Annotated in this window: 9 protein-coding genes; 3 read left to right on the top strand and 6 right to left on the bottom strand. The window is 58.5% G+C overall.

What is annotated here, in order from left to right; translation table 11 throughout:
• Positions 1-215: 215 nt before the first annotated feature.
• Both HU767_RS15700 and HU767_RS15705 read right to left on the bottom strand, forming a co-directional pair.
• Positions 216-1,049: an amino acid ABC transporter permease gene (locus HU767_RS15700; RefSeq protein ID WP_186709614.1), complete on the bottom strand. Its 834-nt coding sequence runs from the start codon at positions 1,047-1,049 to the stop codon at positions 216-218.
• Positions 1,046-1,867, bottom strand: coding sequence for an ABC transporter substrate-binding protein (locus HU767_RS15705; protein WP_186709612.1), 822 nt, complete (start codon positions 1,865-1,867; stop codon positions 1,046-1,048). Before HU767_RS15705 ends, HU767_RS15700 begins: the two co-directional genes overlap by 4 nt.
• A gap of 114 nt (positions 1,868-1,981) precedes the next feature.
• On the opposite strand from HU767_RS15705, the gene HU767_RS15710 reads away from it, so the two are divergent.
• Positions 1,982-2,881 (top strand): homocysteine S-methyltransferase family protein, encoded by a 900-nt coding sequence (locus HU767_RS15710; RefSeq protein WP_186729931.1) that lies wholly within the window; start codon positions 1,982-1,984, stop codon positions 2,879-2,881.
• 177 nt (positions 2,882-3,058) lie between these two features.
• The gene (locus tag HU767_RS28845; RefSeq protein WP_238349481.1) at positions 3,059-8,215 is read left to right on the top strand and encodes a DUF6543 domain-containing protein; all 5,157 of its coding nucleotides are present in this window, start codon (positions 3,059-3,061) and stop codon (positions 8,213-8,215) included.
• 70 nt (positions 8,216-8,285) lie between these two features.
• Here HU767_RS28845 and HU767_RS15720 read toward each other — a convergent pair whose 3' ends face one another.
• From HU767_RS15720 to HU767_RS15730, 3 genes are read right to left on the bottom strand one after another with little or no spacing between them, the layout of a single operon-like run.
• Positions 8,286-8,963: a GNAT family protein gene (locus tag HU767_RS15720; RefSeq protein ID WP_186729932.1), complete on the bottom strand. Its 678-nt coding sequence runs from the start codon at positions 8,961-8,963 to the stop codon at positions 8,286-8,288.
• Positions 8,964-8,973: 10 nt separating this feature from the next.
• Positions 8,974-9,420, bottom strand: a complete 447-nt coding sequence (locus HU767_RS15725) for a GNAT family N-acetyltransferase (RefSeq protein ID WP_186729933.1) — start codon at positions 9,418-9,420, stop codon at positions 8,974-8,976.
• A 2-nt stretch (positions 9,421-9,422) separates the two neighbouring features.
• A complete protein-coding gene (locus HU767_RS15730) occupies positions 9,423-10,064 on the bottom strand; it encodes an FMN-binding negative transcriptional regulator (RefSeq protein WP_186729934.1) in 642 nt (213 codons plus the stop codon).
• A 100-nt stretch (positions 10,065-10,164) separates the two neighbouring features.
• Here HU767_RS15730 and HU767_RS15735 point away from each other — a divergent pair, with 100 nt between their 5' ends.
• Entirely contained in the window at positions 10,165-11,712 is a 1,548-nt protein-coding gene (locus HU767_RS15735; protein ID WP_186729935.1) for a PLP-dependent aminotransferase family protein, read from the top strand.
• 43 nt (positions 11,713-11,755) lie between these two features.
• Here HU767_RS15735 and HU767_RS15740 read toward each other — a convergent pair whose 3' ends face one another.
• The gene (locus HU767_RS15740) at positions 11,756-16,366 is read right to left on the bottom strand and encodes a DUF6543 domain-containing protein (RefSeq protein WP_186729936.1); all 4,611 of its coding nucleotides are present in this window, start codon (positions 16,364-16,366) and stop codon (positions 11,756-11,758) included.
• Positions 16,367-16,493: the final 127 nt, after the last annotated feature.

The following is a 16,493-nucleotide window of genomic DNA, read 5'->3' on the forward strand; positions in this document are numbered from 1 at the left end:
GCCGAACGCAGGCATTGTGGAGAGGCCCACGGAGCAATGCAGGAGTGAGGGCACACCGAGCCTAGGCGAGGTGCCAAGTGGTGGGGCAAAAGCGTTTTGCTTACTTTCGACTGGGCCGGCTTCCGGGCTTTTCGAAAGTGACTCGCCGTCAGGGCGAAACCCTAAGTGGCCGTTACCACAGCAATGGATATACCCACCAACCTTAAAACCCCGACTCAACGATTATTCAGATAAGCCTTCCCATAATGCCGCTCCATCCGCGCCTGAATCAGCTCCAACGCAATGGACATCAACCAGTAAATAATCGCCGCCGTCGTCAGCATCTCGATATACCGATAACTGGAACGACCATAAGACTGCGCCAAAAACATCACCTCCCAAACCCCCATCACCGAGATCAGCGAGGAATCCTTGAGCATGGAGATGAATTGATTGGTGGTCGGCGGGATGATGGTGCGCATGGCCTGGGGCAGGGTGACGCGCCAGAAGATCACGGTTTCGCTCAGGCCCAGGGCGAGGGAAGCTTCGCGTTGGCCGTTGGGGACGCCAAGGATGCCGGCGCGGAAGATTTCGCTCAGGTAGGCGCCGTAGTTAAGCGACAGCGCGATGATCCCTGCGGCGATGGCGCCGGGGACCACGCCCAGTTGCGGCAGGCCCAGGTAGATCAGCAGGATCTGGATCAGCAACGGCGTGCCGCGAAAGAACGATGCGTAGAAACTGGCGATGCCGAACGCCACTGCACTGCTGGACAGCCGCGCCAGGGCGGTGATGAAGCCCAGCAATGACGACGCGACGATCGAGCACAGGCACAGGAACAACGTCAGCACCGCGCCTTGCAAAAAGCCATTGGGCGCCAGGTGCACACCCAGCAGGTTTGGCAGTTTGTCGAGGATGATCGAGAACTTCAGGTCGAAGCTCAGGAAGAAACTCGCGAACAGCACCAGCATGACCGCCCAGGTCAGATACAACCGTGTGCGGAAACCGAAGATTTTTTGCAGGCGTGATTCAGCCACCGGTGGCGGTGGCTGAGGCGGTGGAAAAGAAGTCATTGGGTGATGTCGGCGCCGATCCATTTCTGCGAGAGTCTGCTCAAGGTGCCGTCCTGTTTCAACTGGGCAAAGACTTCACGCACCTTGCTGTCCCATTGGGCGTCGCCCTTTTCAATGGCCACCGAGTTCGGTTCGGAATACAGCGCTTCGCCGGCCAGCTTGAAGCGCTTGTCTTCGGTCAGGCGCGGCTGTGCGGTCACCAGGTTGGTCAGCACCGCGTCCAGGCGCACCCCGGCGCCCAGGCCCAGGTCCTGGAAGGCCACGTTGTCGGTATCGTACGGGGCGATCTGCACGTCCTCGAACGGATAGCTCAGTTGGGTATCCTCGGCGCCTTCGATCACCAGGTTCTTGTTCAGGTAGCTCTCGTAGCTGGAGGCGCTGGTCAGGCCGACCTTCTTGCCGCTCAGGTCCTTGGCGCCGTGGATACGATCGTCCTTGGCGTTGACTACGATCACCGCTGGCGAAGCGTAGTATTGCACCGGGAAATTGAACACTTCGGCGCGTGCCTTGCTCGGCGTCATGGAGCAAATGCAGATGTCATAGCGCCCGCTCCAGTGGCCGGCCGCGATCACGTCCCAGGAAGGGGTTTCCAGGCGCAGCTTTACGCCCAGCTTCTGCGCCACGGCCTTGGCGACGTCCACGTCAAAACCGTCGAGCTGGTTCTGATCGTTAAGGAACGAGAAGGGCGGATAACTTTCCATCAACACGCCGACCAGTTCTTTTTTCTGTTCGATGCGATCCAGCGTGGCACCGGCAAGCGCTTGCGAAGAGGCGGCCAGCAGCGTCAGGCCCAGGGCCAGCAATGGTTGTAGTTTCATGTGAAGGCCCTGATTAGAAAAATAAGTTGTAGTTCGCTGAATGGTGCGTATTAAATAGTTATAAGAACAACTCCGGTAGTGAGTATTTTTCATAAGCTTATGAGTGAATCGCATATGGGCTCAGCAACGACAGTCATTCTCGATGGCGGCATGGGCCGCGAACTGCAACGCCGTGGCGCGCCGTTCCGACAGCCCGAGTGGTCGGCCCTGGCCTTGAGCGAAGCGCCGCAGGCGGTAGAGGCTGTGCACGCGGCCTACATTGCCAGCGGCGCCAACGTAATCACCAGCAACAGCTATGCCGTGGTGCCGTTTCATATTGGCGAGGCGCGTTTCGCCGAAGAAGGCCAGGCCCTGGCCGCGCTGGCGGGTGAGTTGGCCCGGCGTGCAGTGGAGGCTTCAGGCAAAGCAGTGCGCGTGGCCGGGTCGCTGCCGCCGCTGTTCGGTTCCTATCGGCCGGATCTGTTCGACGCCTCCCGCGCCAGTGAACTGCTGGCGCCCCTGGTGAACGGCCTGTCGCCCCACGTCGATTTGTGGCTGGCCGAGACCCAAAGCTCCACGGTCGAAGCACGGGCGATTCATGCCGGGTTGCCGAAGGACGGCAAGCCTTTCTGGCTATCGTTTACCCTGAAAGACGAAGACACTGATGAAGTGCCACGCTTGCGATCCGGCGAACCGGTGGCGGACGCGGCGGCGGTCGCGGCGGAACTGGGCGTCGAGGTGCTGCTGTTCAACTGCAGCCAACCGGAAGTGATCGGCGCGGCCATCGATGCGGCGCGGGATACCTTCGAGCGCCTGGGGGTGAAGATCCACATAGGTGCCTACGCCAACGCTTTCCCGCCGCAACCGAAGGAAGCGACAGCCAACGACGGACTGGACCCGCTGCGCGAAGACCTCGACCCACCGGGTTATCTGCAATGGGCAGCGGATTGGCGCAAGCGCGGGGCCAGCCACCTGGGTGGCTGCTGCGGAATCGGGCCGGAGCATATCGAGGTCTTGGCGCAGCGACTGGGCTGAGTCGGTTGGCGTCTGGTGGGCAAGCAAGCCCACCCCCACAAGGGTGCCTAAAGAAGCCTTACATATGAGCTTACGATCACTTCGAAAATCGTAGCGCCTCGCTATACATATGTATGTCATTTCCGATTCAACGGTGCGATAGGTTTTGAACTTTCCAATCACAGTTTGGACAGTCAAATGCCTTTCGCTCCAGAAAATGAATCCAACAACCCCCCTTTGCCCGAGAGTATTCGAAGCCCAGCGGGTTCCCAGGATCTTGGGCCGTCTCCTCACACGGAGGTGGGCGCTCGAGACGATACGCTCAGCGTCCAGGCAAGAGAGCAGATCCGACAACTAGAGCTACTGAACATTAATCAGGAAAACCTGGCTCGCTTGTTTGCCGGCCTTCCCACCTTCGACACCGTGATCAAGAACCTGCTGATCAGCACAATCAAGGCCGGGATTGCCGAGCAGGAATTTCGAAACACACAACTTTCGAGCTTGGACCCGGATGACTGCTATGTAAATCACTTCATCCTGGATTCGAGCGGTAGGCGTTCGTTAACGTCCTCGCGGAGTTTTACCCAGGTCTTATGGGATGGTTTGCTCACGGATACACCTCCTGCGTTCTCCGCAGGGGTGGGGTTTTTCTCTCGTCCGGATAGCGTGGACGAGGCCGACAGCCTGCTCGTCGGCCCGGCGGATACGCGAACGCTAACGGCCATGGCATCGGCCTTTTACATCGCCAACCCAACCACCCAGGACAGAGTGAAGCGTCAGTTCCGTGAAGAACTCAGCCTGTTTCGCACCCGTACGACATTGAACGGCTCGCCTGATACCACCGCGCCCTCGACGATGGAAGAGGCCTTCGCCCATCTGCTTTACCAGCGGTTCCAACATTTCTTCGACTTGTACAAAGCCGATCGGAACACCGTGTCCCCCTCGATCGAAAGTGCGCGAATCCAACAGGTCGAGGAAGACCGCTTGCTGGATATCATCACGACTCACCCGAGCAAGGCAGAAAGAAACCGATTGATGCGGGCGCCCATTCCCTATGTTTATGCCGTCACACTCGACATGGGAGACGAGCCCCCCCAGAAATGGCCCGCTGCAATGGTTATCAAGCGAACGGACCGACAGGAGTTGTTCCTTTACTCTCTGGAGTTCGGGTTGCAGCGGTTCGATTCTTTTCAAGCGCTGGAAAAGCAAACAAGGCCTTTCTACAAGGAGCAAGTACGGGCGATTCGGGACATATCCTCTGAGCTCATCGGGCATGTGTTCGATGTCGCGGCAGAAGAGCTGCTGCAGATTCAAGGCGCTGCTCTGGAGAGAGCCTTGAGTGCTCCGGAAAACGCGACGATTGCGGTGAGAACCTTTGCGAAGAATCTCGAGGATGCGCTGGTTTTGCCGATGTTATCCCTCGTCCTGCCGCTGCTTGTGCGTGTGGGTACACGGATTGAAAACAACCGTCCCCACTTTTATAAAACCGCGGCACCTTTGCAGCAAGCCCACTATCGCCAACTGGAAGGAAGGGTGATGGGGGCTGCCTATCGATTGGGCGATGGCGTTCAGAAACTGGAACGGTTCGCCAGCGAAAAGATTAAACGCTTTCTCAAGCAAACGGTGCACGCGAGCATAGAACCTGATCCGGACAAAACGATGATCACGCTTTTCTCTGGTAAAAGCGTCGATCCCAGGAACTCCCGTATTACCAGCTTGACCCAGTTGATGCTCGACAATGTCCGTTCGCCCCAATATCCGAATGCAATGAGGGAAGTAACGACAGTCTATTTGGTCGATCAACAGGGCGAACGTATCCGGCACCCGGCCACCGGTCTACCGATCACGTTGGCGGGGCCTGAGCTTGCAAAAATGGCGACAACGCTCAATGTCGGCGGGACCTATGAAGTTCTGCTTCGCGAAGAACTGAATAAACCGGCCTATAAAGCGGCGTGGCAGGCAGCGTACCTGGCCAATCTGAAATTCAAGCGATACGAGGCGACGCTCAAGGGAAGCGCAGTCTTCAAGGCTGAGGCACTGGACAGGACGCTCAAGCCGCCAAGACTCAGAAAACAGCTCGCTCTCTGGCTGCGAGCAATCTTGGAATCGCCGTCGGCACAAGTACGTCCGCAGGTCTTTGGGCGACGGGTTCACGTCTATGGTCTTTTATTGGGCGGAAGCGTGGGTGTTGGAGGACAGAACGGGACGATGGGCGGCGCGGTCAGCATCGATGGCGCGCTGATTTTTACCGATCAGGACGGGCCGGTGATCAAGGGAGCTGTGGGTGTCTACTTTCCCGACAGCCCAAAGGGGGAGGACCTGCATGAATTTTCTGATTTGAGTGACGGGGTCGCTGGACTGCTGCAGTTGGAAGAGTGGCAAGCGTATTTCCGTTCACGCATAGCCAGTGCCGACGAAGAGGAGATAAAAAAACTGTTGGGGCAGCACCGCAGTCGGCCTTTGATTCGAGGGCTGCTGATCACCGCTGATTTTCTTGACGCCTATCACCGGGCGCACGTCAACTTTCACAGCGCGTACGCGGACCACCGCTCCACCAGCAATCGGGAGATAGCGCATCAGACGGCTTTGAGGGTCGGCATGGCAGCGGTCGAAAGCGTGATGGATCTGGTCGGCCTGCTTTTCACGCCTGGTTTTCGATTACTCAAAAGTGCGGTGGAGGTGGGCTACAGGGCGTTCAGGACAGGCATACCGATGGACCTGGCCACCCTGTTGCGTGTGCATAATCTCGCCTGGCGCATAGGGCGTCGCTCTGTTTATGGCGCAATGCTTTATTTGCGGGGTGAGCCTTCGTTCGTGCTTGCGGCGGCGCGTCAAACCCAGGGGGAAATGCTGGCACGGCTCCCGGTGGAAGACGCGTTTAACCGTCGTTATGGGGTGGCGGATGGATCTCCGATTCAAGGCGTTTCCGCAGACGCACAAGGATTTTATCGCCCCACCCTCACCGACAGTGTCACGCAGGACGAAACGCTGGCAGGGCTCCCCTTGGAGGAGGCACTCTACCGTCGCTATGCGGTGACGGATGGCTCTGTGATTCAAGGCGTTAGCGCAGACGCACAAGGTTTCTATCGCCCCTCCCTCACGAACAATGTCACGGGGAGTGTGACTCGTCCTGTCTATGTGCGGCAGCCCGATGGAACGGTTTTCCGAGTGCACGATCACACCCGCTTGAACGCCACCGAGGCAACCCTCGTTGACCCGTTGACGGGCTTGAGCATCCGCTCCAGCGGCGTGATGAGGAGCACCGTGGCACGAATGCCCAATGGCGAATGGCGTGCCGTGGGGTTTGGCCAGGGCGGTGGAAAGCGCCCGGGGGAGACGTCGCCTCAACCAGGGCCTTCCAAACCCAAGAGGCCGGCCCTGTCGCGTGTTTCCGACTCAATTCGTATGTCCGGCAGTTGGGATAATCAAATCATGGATCTGGTCCCGGCGATCATGCCTCGTCTACCGAATTGGCCACAAAACCGCAGCCTGATGATCAGGGATGAAATCTCGGCAAGTCATTATTGGTCGGTGCGTTATACCCCGGGGCAACCTGAAAGCATTTATCCGATGCGCTACCACCCGGATGAAGCGAGCAGCGATATTGTTTTGAGCCGAACGGCACAGAATCACTACACCTTGATTCTGGATGACCGTGTCGTGGACATCCCCGCCGATGGCGATTGCTTTTTCAATGCCGTTGCCCAAGGGCTGAATGAAGGGCAGGCGCAGGGGACATTTTCCATACAAGGGCTACGCAATGCCGCGGCCGACTACATCGAGCAGCATCCAGAATTGAGTCACTACTTGCCGGCGCACCACGCTTCCGGCGAGCAGCAAGCGCTCTTTGAAAATGCAGCCTCTCTTAAAGAGTTCATGGGCGGGACCGCATTCGGCGATCTGACACGCATCATTCATGGTGCGCCGAATCCGCATCGGCTATTCCAACCGCTCATTAAGTATCTGAATCGTTATATCGATAACTTAAATCGGAGGGTGCTTAATCAAGCAGGAAATACGGTGTTGCCAGCGGAAGTCCTGCAAATGATCGCACGTCATTTGTCGGCCCGATCTCCAGGGAAATTAAGCCAATGGCATGGCCCCTTATCTGCACCGGAAAGGCAGTCCTTACGAAACTTTCTTGAGAGCACTCTTCTGGAGCCCGTCGAGTATCGGTATATCGACGAATTTCTCGAGGACCCGTACCTGGTCTTGCGGGCCAATCAGCTCCATATCTTATTGGAGTACGGTGTTACCTCGCGGGAGTTGTCATGGAACTACCCTCTTTCCGATGATGCTTTCGTCTTGTTCGACGAAGCCACGCACGGTCAACTTGACGACGATGAACTTGAAGAGTTGGTGGATAGTGCCAGGCTGGTGACCGACGATGATCTGGAGGACTTGCAAGCAAAAATAAAGCAAGTGACAGGTGAAACCGTCATTGACCAAGGCGAACTGTTGGAATCGTATGTGAAATACCAGTCAGCGGACAGGACGAGTGACCTGTACCGCCTGGCCCTCAGGCGTTTTCCCGATTTGCAGGTACGGGCAGATATTCTTCTGGCATCCCCTATCCTCTCGTGGACATTGGGCGGCGACCTGGATATCAGCGTGTTCGCCGGCTGGTTGCGTAACCCTGCATTATCCAATGAGCGGCTTCGACTGATTGCTGGATATGCCAATAGCCGTTACGCAGAAATATCGGAGGACGGCTTCCTTGATATCGGCTGGATGCAGTCGTTCAACGACCAGAATGTACTCTCGATTGTCACTCACCAAAAAAGCATCACTGGCTTCATGGGGTTTCTGGGAGGCGCGCGAGGTGACATGAGGGGCTTCGATATCCCTGCTGTCGCCAGGTTGTTCAGCGTGGTGGGGCAGCCTGTTTCCAATGCGCGGGTTTCGCTGCTATTCGCCACCCCTGGATTGTGGGCTGCGATGCAACGTTTCCCAAGAAATAACGCCCTGCAAATCTGGAACGAGTTGATCGGCCCCTATTTCAGCGATGCCAACATACGACGCGCGCTGGCGCACCCTGGAGCGCTAACGTCCGAGCTTAACTTTGCCTTGGCTTTGGGGGTCGGGCTGAGCGCGGAAGAGGCGCGCGCCAATCGGATCGTTCGAAATTTATTCGGCCTTGGCCAGAGCCGCTCCCAGCAATATCTGTATAACTTTGATTTCCCCACCGATCGCCTGGGCCATAGCCGCCTGGATTTCGCCTTGTACCTGGAAAGCCACCTGGCGATACCTGAATGGGCCTGGCGATATGCGAGGGAAGGAGTAACCCCGGATTCGCTCAAGCCGTTCGGAGCGATCAAGACCACAAAGCCCAGGGAAGATAAACCCGACAGCTGAGTTGGCAAGCAACGGGTAGACGCTCGCACCCCTCATCACAAACCGGCTTGTGATGAGGGGCGGGTGGCCGTCAACGGTCAGATCGGCATTGTGCCAGCCCTCGCACCTGCCCACCGTCGCGCTGATTGTCCTCGCTCAGCCACTGTTCGAACCCGGTCTTGATCGCCGGCCATTCCGAATCCAGCATCGAATACCATGCCGTGTCGCGATTCTGCCCCTTGACCACCATGTGCTGGCGAAACACCCCTTCAAAGGTGAAACCCAAGCGCTCGGCGGCATATTTGGAGCGGGCGTTGCCGTTGTTGCACTTCCATTCCAGGCGACGATAACCCAAGGCGAAAGATTCCTTGGCCAGCAGATAGACTGCCTCGGTGCTTTTCGGCGAGCGCTGCATCGGCGCGCCGAAGGTCACGTGGCCGATCTCGATGCGACCTTGGGCCGGGACGATCGACATGAGGCTGAGAATGCCTTGAACTTCACCGCTGGCACGGTCGATCACGCTGAAGAAATACGGGTCGACGTTGGCCGCATGGTTGTCCAGCCAGGCGTCGAACGCACCGCGATCCTTGAACGGACCATAGGGCAAGTAATCCCAGAGTTTCGGGTCGGCACCGGGGCCTTCGAGGGCTTGCCACAGGCCATCGGCATGCCGAGCCGGATCGAGTTTTTCCAGGCGGATGAAACGCCCTTCGAGCACCTGTGCAGAGGGCGCCGGGACACCTTTCCAATCAGCGAGTGAAGTCGACATGCGGCGCTCCTTAAAGGGCTTTGCGAAATTGAATGTAGCCTGGGCGCTCGGCGATGCGCTCGTAGAGCTGGATCGCCGTGGCGTTGGTTTCGTGGGTCAACCAGTGCACCTTGCAGCAACCATCGGCCTTGGCGGTGGCGTAGACGAACTCGATGAGTTGGCGACCCACACCGGTGCCACGACTCTGTTCCGTTACCAGCAGGTCTTGCAGGTAGCAGGAATTCTCGATGCTCCAGTTCGAACGATGGTAGATGAAGTGCACCAGGCCCACCGCCGTGTCGCCCTGCCAGGCCAGGGCAGCATGGGTCGGTTCGCTGTCATCGAGCAAGCGTTGCCAGGTGGTTTGGGTCACCACGTCCGGCAATTGGGTGTTGTAGAAGCGCAGGTAGGCTTGCCACAACGGCAGCCAGGCGGCGTGATCGTCGGCGCTGACGCGGCGGATGTCGAGTTGGCTCATGGTCACTCCTGGGACGATTGTTCAGGTATCAGGTGGGCGAGGGCCCGGTCCTGCGGGTCGGGGCTGGCGGCGAGCCCGTTGCGTACCCCGGCGACATCCGCGGGGCTGCGGTTCTGGCTGAGCTTGCGCTTGCCTTCCAGGCGCTGGATCGGCAGGGCGAAGCCGACGATGGCCTTGAGCATGCTGTCGATGTACTCGGCCGGTGCGTCATCGATTTTCCACGGCTGTGCGCGAGCGCTTTCGTGGCGGTCGGTGAGGGCGCCGACCAGGTCGCGCAGGCGCTGCGCGTCGCTGAACACCTCGGCGCAGCCGTGGGCGTGTACGGCCACGTAGTTCCAGGTCGGCACGACTTTGCCGTGTTCGGCCTTGCTCGGGTAGAAGCCCGGGCTGACGTAGGCCTCGGCACCGGCGAAGATCACCAGGGCTTCGGCGCCGGCTTCGAGGTCGCGCCATTGCGGATTGGCCCGGGCCATGTGCCCGTAGAGGCTGCCGTTCGGTCCTTGTTGCGTGTCCAGCAACAGCGGCAAATGGCTGGCCTGCAAACCGTGCTCACCGTGGGTAACCAATACGGCCAGGCGGCAATCGCCCATCATCTGCTGCAGTTGGGGCAGGTCTTCGACGGCAAAGGCTTTGGGGTTGTACATGATGATTTTCCTTGGCGAATGCAAGCATCCTAGGCAGGCTATTGGTCTGTTGTAAGAGCCACTTCCGGCCAATTTGGTAGGTCCATTCACGAGGTCTGTCATGCACAACGCCGCGCCGCCACTGTCGTTCAACCCCGCCGGCATCGAATTGGACCGCCGTCATGGGCTCAGCCGTCAGCTTTACCAGGCGTTGCGTGCCCGGGTGCTGGACGGACGCCTGGCCAGCGGCACGCGCCTGCCGGCCAGCCGTGACCTGGCGACGGCCTTGTCGATCTCGCGCAACAGCGTGGTCCGGGCCTACGACCAGCTCTACGCCGAAGGTTTCATCGAAGGGAGGGTGGGTGACGGGACTTACGTGGCGAAACTGTCCTCGGCGACCTTGCCCCTGAAAAACATATCCACAAAAGTATCCACAGGGTTTTCAACAGGTTTACCCACAACTTTATCCACAGATTGGCTCGATTTGCCTGTGGTTCCATCCAGTAAAGTTATCCACAGCGGCGCGTTGAACCGCGTCGAAAAACACCATTTGCCCCAGCCACCCAGTGGCCCACCGCGAGCGTTCAGGGTCGGCGTCCCGGCGTTCGATCTGTTCCCATTCGACGTCTGGGCCAAGCTGAATGCGGCTTTCTGGCGCAAGCCGGACTTGCAGCAACTGTGTTATGGCGATTCGCAAGGGGATGCACGCCTGCGGGGGCTGGTCGCGGCGTACTTGCGCAGCTCTCGAGGACTGCACTGCACGGCTGAACAAATTGTGATCACCAGTGGCGCCCAGCAGGGCATTAGCCTTTGTGCACAGCTGCTGGTGGATCCGGGCGATGTCGTGGCGGTGGAAAACCCCGGATATCGCGCGGCCGGGCATGCGTTCGCCGTGGCCGGTGCCGACGTCAAGGGCGTGCCGGTCGATGGCGAGGGCTTAGACTGCACGGCGCTCGGTGCGCTGAGCCATTGTCGGCTGGCCTACGTGACGCCGTCCCACCAATATCCCACCGGGGTCGTCATGAGCCTGCCACGGCGATTGGAACTGCTGGCCTGGGCCGAGCGCAACGATGGCTGGATTGTCGAGGATGACTACGATGGCGAGTACCGCTACAGCGGCGCGCCCCTGGCGCCCTTGGCCGCCCTGGATCGCCAGGGCCGTGTGCTTTACGTCGGCACGTTCGGCAAAGTGGCGTTCCCGGCCCTGCGCCTGGGCTACCTTGTGCTGCCGCCAGGCCTGGTCAACGCCTTTGCCCGACGCCGCGCGGTGGACGTACGCCACTCCGAAGTCAGCACCCAGGCCGTGATGGCAGAGTTCATGGCCACCGGGCATTTCCAGCGGCATATCCGGCGTATGCGCAGGGCCGCCCTGGCTCGGCGTGACGCTTTGTTGCTAGGGTGGCCCGAGGCGGTCCCAGGCGTGGGGCCGCTGCCTTCGGTCGTGGCGGGGCTGCACATGACGGTGCCGGTGAGCAGTGTCGAACGTGAGCGCGAGCTGATCGCGCAGGCGGCCGGCGCCGGCGTGGAAATAAATGGGTTGAGTGACTATTGGCTGTCTGGAACCGCCCCGTCGCAAAACGCCGGCGGATTGGTGCTGGGCTTTGCCGCCGTCCCGCCCATGGCGATCGGCAAAGCGCTGGCAAGCCTGGCGAAGGCGTGGAACATTTGAATGCCGGGTGCCGGGCCATCCGCACAATGGCCCGGCTTTGCTTCTACGGCCTTTCCTTGGGGAAAAATACTTGCTGGGCCTGGTCCACGGCGATTTCGCTGCGGTAAAGGTCGATCAATTGGCGTTGAGTGAGCTCTTCGCTGCGGTCGACCGATGTTTCCTGGGTGATTTGCTCCAAGGTCTTGAGACGTGCAGAGAGGAAAGTGCGGGCAGCTATCCAGTCCGTTGAATACCGGAAGTCTGCGAACCACAGCGTTTTGCCGGTTTGCTGATCCTTGATCTCGTATCGGTCAAGGTAGCCGTAAGGCGGACGCTTCCTGCGTTGCCGGTTGATCTGTTTGGTGATGACGATCTGGTTCCGCTCCTTGAGCCACAAGACGCTGCCCATCGTGGGTGGGCTTTGCTTGATGATCGCCAGGAGTGTCTGGAGCTCCTCTCGATACAGAGCCTGCGATTCCTGTTTCAGCCGCAAGCGCAAGGATTCGGCTGTGCGCCGGTCTTGCTCGGAGATTTCTATCGTTTCGTTGGAAACGACACCTTCCACCTGGTCGAGCGCTTTCCTGATCGCGACGCCGACGTTCTCCATCCTGCCGGCATGGGAAGACAGGATCATGCCGATACCGGCGGGTGTTCGGTCAGGCTGTTTCAGCTCCTGTTCTAGCTGCGCCTTGAATGCCGGCAGTCCGTCGATCAGGGCCTGGCCTTTGCTGAGGCTGATAGAAAGTGTTGGGACGGCCGATGGTGCGGTTGGCATCACGTGGGGTGCCCATTCGCCGGTTTCCTTGCGGTGGAAGGTGATAATGACCTTGTCCGAAAATGGATTTTTCACGTCAACCCAATCGGTTGCTTCCCTCGTTTGGGATAAGCGCGGTTCGCCACTGACCAAGCCCCAGAAGCGTGCCCTGATGAATTTTTTCCTGGGCGCGGGCCGTTGTTCGTGAGGGCTGTTGGTGCTGCGCCGATTGCTTCGCTCGTCGAGCGCGCGGGCCAAGTGACGCAAGGCGCGCTTTTTATGAAGGCCTATCTTGGTGCGCATTCGAGCGATTTGCCCGGGACTGGCGCTGTCCTTGTATTCGCGATTCAGATAGTCCAGGTGCTCCTCGATGGCTGCGAACTGTTCGGTCAGACTGCCGAAGGCATCGATCTGTTCGTCCAGCCGGATAACGCTTCGCTCATCCATGGCGTCGCGCAGGCTTTGGAATGCCACCGTGGCGTTGTCGACGATCCGGTTAATTTCCGCCCAGCCTTCGGGCATCGTGTTTACGCTGTCGAGCGAAAGACACAGATGGCGGTACATATCCAGTTGGATAAGCCGCAGGTCATCGCTTTTGTAGCTGGGCATTTTTCCCCGGTGCTGGCGAACGAACTCAAAACCTTCACGCCCCAACTGCTTGAGTCCGGAAAAGCGTGTTTCCATGTAGTCCAGGCGTTCGATCATGTCATCACTGACGCTGATCATCTCTTCGGCGGCGGCAACATGATGCTGTTCAAGCACTTCCACGCCAGACGTGATCATGCCCAAGCCTTTGCTCATGGCTGGGGTGAAGCGTTCCCGGAGCGCGTCTATCTCGGCAAAGGTGAAGTTTATCTGCGCGTTCAGGTAGCCGAGCCGGGTCCGAGGACTGTCGGTCCTGGACTGGAACACGGGCCATTCGGTGAGGATCTTCAGCGCTTGCTCATAGCTTTCCCGCTGTGTCTTAAGGGCGCCGACATAGGCGTCGCGCCTGATGTCGCGGGCCGCCCCCGAGGCTTGGTTGAATGCTTGCGCTTCCATGGTCAGGAGTTTCTGATCCTGTTTCTTCCGCGCCTCGAACTGATTCAACTCGGCGAACAGCTGGATGCTGCGGCGTCTTGCCTGCGCGACGACTTTTTGCCGGGCACCTTTGGAGCCAGTGCCGCGCAAACGCAAGCGCGTGTCGATGTGCCACATCCCATAGGCATCGAGCCACAATGCGGGTCCTTTGCGTGTGGGATCCGTCGCATCGATGATCGAGACCTGATCCCCGTCCACGGCCACGTTGAACCATTGGTCCGCAACTTTTGCGTACCAATTTCCGCCCTGTTCATACAACCCTTGCAGCGCGCCGTCAGTCCTGGGTTGTCCCAGTTCCTTGGGAACAGGAACACTGAAAGGTTCGAGCTGTTTCGCGCCGTCCGCCGATCTGCTCATCAAGGCACCGCTGGTATGGACGGTTTCATAGTGTTCGAGCGGCAGCTCTGTGCTGGTAACCGGATCGAGCTTTTCGATGACAAGTTCAGGCCTTGGCAGTTTCGGTGGCACCAGCAAGGTTTCCGGCGCCTCGCTCCGGCGACCGCGCTTGGATTGCCTGGATTGCTCGATGGCGTAATCGACGGTGGCCAATGCGATGTTCAACAGCAGGTCGGCGAACGCTTCCCACTTGGCTTGGCTGTCGAATTGCTCATCGCTCTGTGTGATTTGTTCAAGGTCATCCAGGATCTGCCAAAGCCAGGTTGCCGTGCCTACGGCGGTACCCAGGTAAGGCAGGGCCAGATTGAAAATCAACCACCCCGTCTGCTTGAACGCTTGCCAGCGGCTTTCGCTGTTGGAAATCGATTGCCGGTTGGCAAGCTCGACCATGGCGTTGGCATTGGCCTTGAATAGGAACGACAGCACATCCGGCCCAATGGTTTCTTCTGCCAGGCTGACCGGCCCGCTGTAGGAAAAAGAGGTGAGCGAGTCAAACGCAAATTCCACGGCGGCCCAGGGTGACGGCAGTGGGCCTGGAAAAACGTACCGGCTGTAAGTCACACGAGCGTCGTCGGTCAGCCAGGCCAGGACCGACTGGCGTAGCGAAGGCGTTTGCCTGATTGCATATAACAGGTTGCTGAACGACGGGAACTGGCTCAATTGCGGTTCGAGCAATGGACGATAGAGCAAGCAGGGCCCGGCACTTTGATCCAGTGCACCAATGACAAACATATTGGTAACGATGTCTTCTGAGTTGCCCAGTTGCAGTTCCGGCACGAAAGCCAACTTGCGCAGGACGACACGCTGCCCATCGACGTACTGGTTAGCTTGCTCGACCTCCATCAATGCCATGACATACCGACAACCCAGCTCATCCAGGTTGTCTCGTCCACGCAATTTGCTTTCCAGCGCGAGCATTGGCAGTTGAAGGCGTAACTGGGTCGTGTACAAGCGTTCGCGACGGGAGGATTCCGTGGGGTCGTCCAGCAATTTTCGCTTGATCAGGTCGGGGTAAACCTTGCCCACATCGATTCGGGTAATGAGATCCTCGATGTATTCAACCGTCATCCACCGGGGGAGCTGAGTGCCATCGGCTGACCGGACGGTTTTGTTGCCGGACGGAATCGCGATCAGATTCTGTAATGCAAGCTCAACGAGGCTGAACCGGGTGGTGTCGATTTTGCCGGGAACGACGAAGCTGCCCCACACGACCGGGCTGCGTACCTCTACCTCGATTTTTTCCAAGTCCAGCGTGGAGGCTTCGTCGTGTTCCAACGTCATCAGCTTTTTCAGCGCATTGGAGGCGTAGTGCTGGATGGACGGGATGTCGTCCAGGTAGGTTTTGCCTTCTTGGGAACTGCTCAGCGCTGATAGGTTGCGCAGGTATTGCGCAAACAAGGTCTGGTCGGAGATCGATGCATTCCTTAGCCAGAGGGGTACCTGTCTTTTGAACCATTCATTTTCCGGATCCTTGGCATTCAAGCCTTGAGTGGAAGGTTGTTCGTCTTCGTCGGACGTTATATCGGTGAGAATATGCGGAGAACCCAGGATCTTGACCTGCATGGCGATGATGCCGCAGGCCTTGCTGTCAAAAATATCCCCGGCGGGCTCATAGAGTCGCCAGCGGATTTTTTTTCCAGCGCTCATGGGCCCAAGGTAAGGCAGAAGCGACTGGCCCAGCGCTTGCCTGGAGTCGAATTTCTCATAGCCGTTAAGCAATGAGTGGGTGAGGATGACCTCCTTGTTGTCGATCTGGCCGATCAAGACCATGATCGAGTTGTCCTCCAGCGGGCGCACGTTATCGCCATCTACATCGTCAATGTCGACCAGGTATGCGTGGCTATCATAGGGATCCGCGGTTTTCCTGAATTCTCGGTCGGGATATAAATATAACCGCTGGGCCATCTCGCACTCTGTCGAGGTCCAGCCTTCAACTTGGTCGACATTCCAGAACTTTCGTAACATTTTGGACAACTGGTGCCAGCGCGGCCCGGACTCCCTTTGAGGGATGTTCCAGTAGGCCAGCTGTTGTTCCTGGTAGGCGGGCAGGACGGCGGGCACCAGTTCATTGATGACTCGACCGACCTGGTCGATACGCACGGGCAGATGCACTTCGGGGAAGGTGATGGGCAACCGGGCCAGGAAATGCAGCCCGTCAATGAACAACACCGAATCATTCGTGACCACTCGGGCGGCGATAATGGCGGCAAGCGTTTCATAACGTGAGGGGCGCTGGATAATCTCGTCGCCGACCATGTCCCAGGCCGGCGTGATGACAACGGTGGTGTGAGGATCGATATCCAACGTTGGATATAACCTTATCAATTCCTCTCGGAGCAGCTCGGCAGCCACTTCCGGGTAGTTGGGGCCTGAGAGCAACTGATTGATTATCGCCTCTTGGGCGTGCGCGTCGGGCGTCGGATCCGGGGTGGTAGGCAGTGCCATCTTCATCTTCCTGTTTCGCAATAAATGGAAAACCCGAGGCCGAAGGCTTCGGGTTCCAGATGCTAGAGGGCGCCAAAACAGGAAAGGCGGTAACTATGTATAGCGTCATCATGAAACGACGCTAAAG

The organism is Pseudomonas sp. SWRI179, from assembly GCF_014268705.1.
Taxonomy (GTDB): domain Bacteria; phylum Pseudomonadota; class Gammaproteobacteria; order Pseudomonadales; family Pseudomonadaceae; genus Aquipseudomonas; species Aquipseudomonas zanjanensis.